The 9,428-nt window shown below is 63.5% G+C and carries 6 protein-coding genes; all 6 read right to left on the bottom strand.

The annotated features are described in order from the left end of the window. Nucleotides 1-180 (bottom strand): GTP-binding protein (locus VLR48_RS02510; RefSeq protein ID WP_325290268.1); only part of this gene is annotated, 180 nt, incomplete at its 3' end. A 22-nt stretch (nt 181-202) separates the two neighbouring features. Further along, nucleotides 203-2,299, bottom strand: a complete 2,097-nt coding sequence (gene fusA, locus VLR48_RS02505) for an elongation factor G (protein ID WP_325290267.1) — start codon at nt 2,297-2,299, stop codon at nt 203-205. Between the two features lie 41 nt (nt 2,300-2,340). Continuing rightward, on the bottom strand, nt 2,341-2,811 hold the full coding sequence (gene rpsG / locus VLR48_RS02500; RefSeq protein WP_007195683.1) for a 30S ribosomal protein S7: 471 nt from the start codon (nt 2,809-2,811) through the stop codon (nt 2,341-2,343). A gap of 53 nt (nt 2,812-2,864) precedes the next feature. Continuing rightward, on the bottom strand, nt 2,865-3,239 hold the full coding sequence (gene rpsL / locus VLR48_RS02495; protein ID WP_007195682.1) for a 30S ribosomal protein S12: 375 nt from the start codon (nt 3,237-3,239) through the stop codon (nt 2,865-2,867). A gap of 463 nt (nt 3,240-3,702) precedes the next feature. Beyond that, nucleotides 3,703-5,184 (bottom strand): transposase, encoded by a 1,482-nt coding sequence (locus VLR48_RS02490; protein WP_325290266.1) that lies wholly within the window; start codon nt 5,182-5,184, stop codon nt 3,703-3,705. A gap of 323 nt (nt 5,185-5,507) precedes the next feature. Then, nucleotides 5,508-9,428 (bottom strand): DNA-directed RNA polymerase subunit beta' (rpoC, locus tag VLR48_RS02485; RefSeq protein WP_325290265.1); only part of this gene is annotated, 3,921 nt, incomplete at its 5' end.

Raw genomic sequence — 9,428 nt, 5'->3', positions numbered from 1 at the left:
GCCGCGCTCGCGCTCCTCGGGGGCGTTGTCGATCTGATCGTAGGCGCGCGCCTCACCGCCGAATTTCTTCGCCTGGTGCGTCGTGATCGCCGCCGTCAAGGTCGTCTTGCCGTGGTCGACGTGGCCGATCGTGCCGACGTTCACGTGTGGCTTGCTGCGCTCGAATTTTGCTTTGGACATCCCACTCTACCCCTGTCGCTCGTTACTGTTTCTTGGAGACCGCTTCGGCAATGCTGGCGGGCACTTCGTTGTACTTACAGAACTCCATGCTGTAGGTCGCCCGCCCTTGGGTGGCCGACCGGAGGTCCGTCGCATAGCCGAACATCTCGGACAAGGGGACCTCTGCACGGATGATCTTTCCGGATGGCGCATCGTCCATCCCCTGGATCATGCCGCGACGACTATTCAGGTCGCCCATGACATCGCCCATGTTCTCTTCGGGCGTCACGACCTCGACCTTCATGATGGGCTCGAGCAACACAGGCTTCGCCTTGGCCGCCCCTTCCTTGATGCCCATCGAGCCGGCAATCTTGAAGGCCATTTCACTCGAGTCGACTTCATGGTAGGAGCCGTCGTAGAGCGTGACCTTGATGTCGACCATCGGAAAGCCAGCCAGAATCCCGTTCTTCATGGCCTCCTGAATGCCCTTGTCGACCGCCGGGATGTATTCCTTCGGAACCGTGCCGCCAACAATCGCATTGACGAACTCGTATCCGACACCCGCCTCTTGCGGCTCGATTCGGAGATAAACATGACCGTACTGACCGCGACCGCCGGACTGGCGTGCGAACTTGGTCTCCTGCTCGACGCTCTTGCGGATCGTCTCGCGGTAGCTGACCTGCGGCGCACCGACGTTGGCCTCGACCTTGAACTCGCGACGCATCCGATCGACGATGATCTCCAGATGCAGCTCGCCCATCCCGGAGATAATGGTCTGGCCGGACTCTTCGTCGGTGTGCACGCGGAAGGACGGATCCTCCTGCGCCAGCTTCGAGAGCGCGACGCCCATCTTCTCCTGGTCGCTCTTCGTCTTGGGCTCCACCGCAACCGAGATGACCGGCTCCGGGAACTCCATACGCTCGAGCGTAATCACCTTGTTGAGATCGCACAGGGTGTCGCCCGTGGTCACATCCTTCAGGCCGACCGCCGCGGCGATGTCGCCGGCGTGGACCTCCTTGATCTCGTGACGTTCGTTGGCGTGCATCTGCAGGATACGGCCGATGCGCTCCTTCTTGTGCTTGACCGGGTTGTAGATCGTATCCCCGGACTTGAGCACACCTGAATAGGCACGGAAAAAAGTCAGCGTACCGACGAAGGGGTCCGTTGCGATCTTGAACGCAAGTGCCGCAAAGGGCGCATCGTCCGATGCGGGACGCTCGCCTTCGGACTCGTCCTTGTCGTCGAGGATGCCCTTGATGGCCGGCACGTCGACAGGCGACGGCATGTAGTCGAGAACCGCATCCAGCATCGCCTGCACACCCTTGTTCTTGAAGGCCGAGCCGCACATCATGGGGACGACTTCGCTCTTCAGCGTGCGGGCACGCAGACCGGCCATAATCTCGGCCTCGGTCAGCGCTTGACCTTCGAGATACTTCTCCATCAACTCTTCGTTGGCCTCGGCTGCCGCCTCGACCATGTGCTCGCGCCACTCCTCGCAGAGATCCCGAAGTTCCTCCGGGATGTCGCGGAGCTCGTATTCCATGCCGCGGGACGCTTCGTCCCAGTAGACGGCCTTCATCTGGACAAGATCGACAACGCCCTTGAAGTCTTCTTCGGCACCGATCGGCACCTGAATCGGTACGGCATTGCCGCCGAGACGGTCCTTGACCTGCTGCACGACGCGAAAGAAATTCGCGCCCATGCGGTCCATCTTGTTCACGAACGCGATACGCGGCACGCCGTACTTATCGGCTTGACGCCAGACGGTTTCCGACTGGGGCTCGACACCGCCTACGGCGCAGAACACCGCACAGGCACCGTCGAGCACGCGTAGCGAACGCTCCACCTCGATCGTGAAATCGACGTGTCCGGGCGTATCGATAATATTGATTCGATGCTCGGGACGCTCCCGGCTCATTCCCTTCCAGAAACAGGTCGTCGCAGCGGAGGTAATGGTGATTCCGCGCTCCTGCTCCTGCTCCATCCAATCCATGGTGGCGGCGCCGTCGTGCACTTCGCCCAACTTGTGCGAAACACCCGTATAGAAAAGAACGCGCTCGGTGGTCGTTGTCTTCCCGGCATCGATGTGTGCCATGATGCCGAGATTGCGATACCGCTCGATTGGGGTGCTACGTGCCACGACTGTATCCGCCCTGATTGAATGAAACTCGGTCCCCGCTGTTACCAGCGGTAATGCGAGAAGGCCTTGTTTGCTTCGGCCATCCGATGCGTATCTTCTTTCTTCTTCACGGCGGAACCGCGAGAATCCGCTGCGTCCATCAGCTCGCCGGCCAAACGCAACGCCATCGACTTCTCGGAACGCTTGCGTGCCGCGTCGATGATCCAGCGCATCGCCAGCGAGTTGCGCCGCGTCGAGCGCACTTCGACCGGGACCTGATAGGTCGCGCCGCCGACACGCCGCGACTTGACCTCGACCGCCGGGCGCACGTTGTCCATCGCCTGCTCGAGCAGCTCGACCGGACGCCCGCCCTTCTTCTCGGTCACCTGATCGAGCGCCGTATAAATGATGCGCTCGGCGACGGACTTCTTCCCGTCTTCCATCATCATGTTGATGAACTTGGTCAGGAGCTCGCTTCCGTGCTTCGGATCGGGAAGGATCTGGCGACGGGCGGCAACGCGTCTTCTCGGCATGTTGTTTTAGACTCCGATTTCACTCAATTGGGCTGACCGGTCCGGTGACCGGATCACTTCTTGGGACGCTTGGCGCCGTACTTGGAACGACCCTGACGCCGCTTCTCGACACCCGAGGTGTCCAGCGTGCCGCGCACCGTGTGATAGCGCACACCGGGAAGATCCTTGACACGTCCGCCGCGAATCAGCACGACCGAGTGCTCTTGGAGGTTGTGGCCTTCACCACCAATGTAGGAGGCAACCTCGTAGCCATTGGTCAACCGAACGCGAGCAACCTTGCGCAGAGCGGAGTTCGGCTTCTTCGGGGTCGTGGTGTAAACCCGCGTACAAACGCCGCGCCGCTGAGGACAGGCTTCGAGCGCAGGGACGGTGCTCTTCGCCACGACACGCTTGCGGGGCTTGCGCACGAGTTGGTTGATCGTTGCCATGCAATCAGTCTCCAAAGGCGCAACGGCGCCGAAAACACAAGCGTAAAATCACTCTTGCGCGACCGCGGGCCGACTGGATAAGACGGCACAGCCGCACGTATGCGATCGATCGACTCGGGGACCGGGCGGATGGATGCCCAGACCAAGGAACCAGACCTAGAAAAAAAGAGGCTAGACGGCGCGGAGCCGTCTAGCTGAGACCGAGCAGTATAGGGAGGAGGACCGTTGGTGTCAACCGGTTAGCCATCCCGAGCCATTTGCGCTGCAGCGTTTTTCCCGGACTCGTCGAGTATCGTCGACGATTGAGCTGGCCGGCGTACCGGGTTTTGTACGCCCTCGCAGACGCACGGCGGCGCGCCGATGCCTCTAAACAAGACTCACTCGCAGCAACACCGGACGACGGACAGCTGCGCCCGCAGGCGACGCATCGGCGGCCTGACCGGGAGGAGCGGGGAAGGATCGGCTAGCCGGTAGCGGGGATCGGTTGCACCAACGAGCGCATCTGTTCGAGACGCCCCTGCCGGACATGCCCCAAGGCCATCGCCATCATGACTGCCAGGGCCAAGCCGACACGGGTGGTCATCTTCGCCCGCCCCCGAATGAAGTGCCGCTCGAAACCGAAGCTGTTGTCGATGCGGTTGTTGATGCGCTCCAGGGCGCTGCGCCGGTTGTAGCCGCGCCGCCAACTCGGACTGCCGTGGGGCGTGGGCACGAAGATGCGCCGATCGTGCTCGTCGAGGCTGATCCGCACGATGCGCCCGTAGTCGCCGGGTGAGACGCCGCCGGCTTGATGACAGGCATCACGGCCTTGGCAGTCCAGTCCGTAAGCGCCCGCCGGGCAGCGGTATTTCAGGGCGTTGCGATCGGCCTCGAAGCCTTGGAAGGCCAGGTCGCGCTGCGTGCCGGTGTGCGGGCAGATGCAGTGAACACTGCCCTTTTCGGTATGCACGATGGTGTCGACCCGCTCGGGGAAGAGCGGGCGCGTGATCGGCTTGGACGGATCGTCGTCGGGGTGTTGCTTCTCCTCGCGCCACAGCTCGCGGGTGTCGATCAAGGGGCGGATGGCGTACTCATCCCACAGCAGCGCCTTGGTCTCGGCGCTGTCCAGACCGCGATCGGCGCTGAAGTCGCCGCAGCGCTGCGCCAACGCGGGGGTCTCGGCGAACAGCTCCTTGATCATCGCCCGCAGTTCGGGCTGCTCGGCGTGGGAGGCCGGGGTGAGGTGCATCGCCACGGGGATCTCGTAGCGGGTGTCGGCGATCAGGTGCAGACCGTAGCCGAACCAGCTCTTGACCTTGTTCCAGGCCTTGCCGGTGCGCGCATCGATCCCGCCGCTCTCGTGCTTGCCCCAATCGGCATCCGGATCGGAGGTCGCCCCGGTGCGGCGACTGACCCGCCCGGTACTGTGGCTCTCGATGGCCTTGCCGTCGTAGCCGAGATGACAGCCGAAATCCGGCAACGCCGCCATCAGCTGCTCGCGTAGGGACACGATCATCCCCGTCACCATCCCCAACGTCTCCTCCAATTCGATGACGTTGGCCAGGAAACGCGAGAAGCTCCAGCTGGTGGGCACCGCGGAACGTGGCTCTGCCGGCGCCTCGCGCACCGCCTGCATGCGCCCGGTTGCCGCATCGCGTACCAACCGTGTCACCGGCTTGTGTTGGATCGGCAAGACCGCAAAGCCGCACGCCTGCAGCAACGCGGGGTTGCGCCCCAGTTCGCGCAGCAGCGCTTCCACCGAGGGGTGCTGGAAGACCACCCCGGCGATCAGCGCATTCCACATTGCCGCCACCGGGTAGTCGTCGCGGCCCGCCCCGCGCATGACCTCCAGGTATTGCAGCAGCTGCGCATCCGGGAGATGATCACGCGCCAAGTAAAAGCGATCCAGGTCGCTGCGCGCATCCACATCCCGCCAGTCAAACAAGCTCGGTTCAATGGTCGCCATGGGGTCCTCCTGCAAAGGATCGTCTCGACAACGATATGATCCCTTGGCGGCCGCCTCTTTGCACGCCCCGCGACGCCGGGGTGACTTTTCGACCACCGCCCGACCCCGCGCACGCAAGCCACTGATCGATCGTCGATGCCGGGCCCGGATCCGGGGTAAACGAAAATACCTCGACCCGGTGCAGCCTGTTCCTTCAGTAGCTTACTGACAGCGCAAAGGGCTCCATCCCCTATGCTCCGAAGCGGTTTGCGACTTCAATAGCGTGCGACGCGAAAGACGCGGGTACGCCGAGGCGGCGCCCCGCATCAACGCGTGATTCGCAGTCACCCTGCTTCCGAGGTATTGAGCGCCTTCTTCAATGCCTCTTCGAGCTCCTCGGTCGCCATCTCGACCTTCCCCGATGCCGGCATCTCCATCTGCCGCTGCCGGCGCCGTTCCTGATGATGCGCAAGACCGGATCCCGCGGGGATCAGGCGGCCGACGATGACGTTCTCCTTCAGACCGGCCAGGCGGTCGGTGGAGCCGCGCACCGCGGCCTCGGTCAACACGCGGGTCGTCTCCTGGAAGGACGCAGCCGAGATGAACGACTCGGTCGCCAGCGACGCCTTGGTGATACCGAGCAGCAGAGGCTCGTAGAGCGCCGGCTGCTTGCCTTCGGCCATGACCCGCTTGTTCTCGTCCATCAGGTGCGCGTGCTCGACCTGCTCGCCGCGCAGCAAACGGGTGTCGCCCGCGGAGGTGACCTCGACCTTGCGCAACATCTGGCGAACGATGACCTCGATGTGCTTGTCGTTGATCTTCACGCCCTGCAGCCGGTAGACGTCCTGGATCTCCTTGACGAGATATTCGGCCAAGGCGGTGACACCTTTCAGGCGCAAGATGTCGTGCGAGGCCAGCTCGCCGTCGGCGATGATCTCGCCCCGCTCCACGCGCTCGCCCTCGAAGACTTTGACGTTGCGCCACTTCGGGATCAGCTCCTCGACCGTCTCGCCGTCGTCCATGGTAATGACGAGGCGCTGCTTGCCCTTGGTGTCCTTGCCGAAGCCGATCGTCCCGCTGGCCTCCGCGAGCAAGGCCGCCTCTTTCGGCTTGCGGGCCTCGAACAGGTCCGCAACACGCGGCAGACCGCCGGTGATGTCGCGCGTCTTACTCGACTCCTGCGGAATACGCGCCAGGATATCGCCGACGCCCACATTGGCCCCGTCCTCCACGCCCACGATGGCGCCCGCGGGGAGGAAGTAGCGCGCCGGGAGATCGGTACCCGCAATCTTGAGCTCGTTGCCGTCCTCGCCGATCAGCTTGACCATGGGGCGCAAATCCTTGCCCGAAGACGGCCGCTGCTTGGGATCGATAACCACGCGCGAGGTCAAACCCGTGACGTCGTCGACCTGGCCCTGGACCGTCACGCCCTCGATGAAGTCCTCGAATGCGAGCTTACCGGCCACCTCGGTGACGACCGGATGGGTATGCGGATCCCAGTTGGCCACGACGTCGCCCGGCTTCACGGGATCGCCGTCGGCGGCGCGCAGACTGGCGCCGTAAGGCACCTTGTAGCGCTCCTTCTCGAGCCCGCGATCGTCGACCACGGTCAACTCGCCGGAGCGCGAGACCGCGACCAGGTTCTTGCCCGAATGGTGCTCGACCACCTTGATGTTGTGCAGTCGCACCGAGCCGGCGTTCTTGATGTCGATGCTGTTGACCGCCGCGGCCCGCGATGCCGCACCACCGATGTGGAAGGTGCGCATGGTGAGCTGCGTGCCGGGCTCGCCGATCGACTGAGCGGCGATCACGCCCACGGCCTCGCCGAGGTTTACGCGATGACCGCGCGCCAGGTCGCGTCCGTAGCATTGCGCACAGACACCGAGACGCGACTCGCAGGTGATCGGCGAACGCACGCGCACCTGATCGATACCGAAGGTCTCGAAGCGCTCCACCCAGGACTCGTCGAGCAGGGTCCCGGCCTCGCAGACCAGCTCCTCGGTGCCCGGTTGATAGACATCCACCGCCGCCACGCGTCCGAGGATACGCTCGCGCAAGGGCTCGACCACGTCGCCGCCCTCGATGATGGGGGTCATGATCAACCCGCCCTCGGTGCCGCAATCCACCTCGAGCACCACCATGTCCTGCGCGACGTCGACCAGACGACGGGTCAGATAACCCGAGTTGGCGGTCTTGAGCGCCGTGTCGGCCAGACCCTTACGAGCACCGTGCGTCGAGATGAAGTACTGGATAACGTTCAGACCCTCGCGGAAGTTCGCGGTGATCGGCGTCTCGATGATGGAACCGTCCGGCTTGGCCATCAGACCGCGCATACCGGCGAGCTGCCGGATCTGTGCCGCCGAGCCACGCGCGCCGGAGTCGGCCATCATGTAGATGGAGTTGAACGAATCCTGAGTCACCTCGTTGCCGTCGCGATCGATGACGCTGTCCTTGCCGAGCTTGCTCATCATGGACTTGGCAACGCGATCGTTGGTGTGCGACCAGATGTCGACGACCTTGTTGTAGCGCTCGCCGTTGGTCACGAGACCGGACGCGTATTGGTCCTGGATCTCCTTGACCTCCTTCTCGGCAGCCGCAAGGATCCCCGCCTTCTCCTCCGGGACGGCCATGTCTTCCAGACCGATCGAGACCCCGGAACGCGTCGCCATCCTGAAGCCCATGTACATGACCTGGTCGGCGAAGACCACGGTCTCCTTCAGACCGAGCTGGCGATAGCAGATATTGATCAAGCGCGAGATCTGCTTCTTGCCGAGCGAACGGTCGACCAAGTCGAACGGCAGTCCGTCGGGAACGATGGCGAACACCAGGGCACGACCCAGTGTAGTCTCCCGGATCGCCGTGTTCTCGTGCATCGAGCCGTCCTTGTGCTTGATCACCTCGCGGATGCGTACCTTGCAGCGCGCATGCAGATCCGCGTGACCGGTCTCGTAGGCGCGACGCGCCTCGTCGATATCGGTGAAGACGCTGCCCTCGCCCTTCGCGTTCACGCGCTCGCGGGTCATGTAATAGAGCCCGAGCACCACGTACTGCGAGGGCACGATGATCGGCTCGCCGTTGGCCGGAGAGAGGATGTTGTTGGAGGCCATCATGAGCGCGCGCGCTTCGAGCTGCGCCTCCAGCGACAGCGGCACGTGCACCGCCATCTGGTCGCCGTCGAAGTCCGCGTTGAAGGCGGTACAAACCAGCGGATGGAGCTGGATCGCCTTGCCCTCGATCAGCACCGGCTCGAAGGCCTGGATGCCGAGTCGATGCAGGGTCGGGGCGCGGTTGAGCATCACCGGATGCTCGCGGATGACCTCGTCGAGGATGTCCCACACCTCGGGCGTGCCGCGCTCGACCATCTTCTTGGCGGCCTTGATGGTCGCCGCCAGGCCGCGCAACTGCAGCTTGCTGAAGATGAAGGGCTTGAAGAGCTCCAGCGCCATGCGCTTGGGCAGACCGCACTGATGCAGCATCAGGGTCGGACCGACCACGATGACCGAGCGGCCCGAGTAGTCGACGCGCTTGCCGAGTAGGTTCTGGCGGAACCGGCCCTGCTTGCCCTTGATCATGTCGGCCAGCGATTTCAGCGGGCGCTTGTTGGTGCCCGTGATCGCACGCCCGCGCCGCCCGTTGTCGAGCAGCGCATCGACGGATTCCTGCAGCATGCGCTTCTCGTTGCGCACGATGATGTCGGGCGCGACCAGATCGAGCAGACGCTTGAGACGGTTGTTGCGGTTGATGACCCGACGATAGAGGTCGTTCAGGTCCGAGGTCGCGAACCGACCGCCGTCCAGCGGCACCAGGGGACGCAGCTCGGGCGGCAGGACGGGCAGGACCGTGAGGATCATCCACTCCGGACGATTGCCCGAGGCCATCAACGATTCCATGAGCTTCAAGCGCTTGGAGAGCTTCTTGATCTTGGTCTCGGAGTTGGTGGTCTCGATCTCCTCGCGCATGCGCCGGATCTCGTCGTCCATCTTGATGGTGCGCAGCAGCTCGTAAACGGCTTCCGCACCCATGCGCGCGTCGAACTCGTCGCCGTTGGCCTCCAAGGCTTCGAGATACTGCTCGTCGTTGAGCAGCTGGCCACGCTCCAGATCGACCACGAGACCCGGATCCACCACCACGAAGGACTCGAAATAGAGGATGCGCTCGATGTCGCGCAGGGTCATGTCGAGCAGCAGGCCAATGCGCGAGGGCAGTGACTTGAGGAACCAGATATGGGCCACCGGGCTCGCCAGGTCGATATGGCCCATGCGCTC

This window comes from Thiocapsa sp., assembly GCF_035467215.1.
Classification (GTDB): Bacteria; Pseudomonadota; Gammaproteobacteria; order Chromatiales; family Chromatiaceae; genus Thiocapsa.
The sequence above is the reverse complement of the archived record's forward strand: the minus strand, read 5'-3'. Positions and strand labels throughout refer to the sequence as shown.

Coding starts and splice junctions, on each gene's coding strand:
- VLR48_RS02490 (WP_325290266.1), bottom strand. CDS start 5,184: ATGGCGACCATTGAACCGAGCTTGTTTGACTGGCGGGATGTGGATGCG.
- rpsL (WP_007195682.1), bottom strand. CDS start 3,239: ATGGCAACGATCAACCAACTCGTGCGCAAGCCCCGCAAGCGTGTCGTG.
- rpsG (WP_007195683.1), bottom strand. CDS start 2,811: ATGCCGAGAAGACGCGTTGCCGCCCGTCGCCAGATCCTTCCCGATCCG.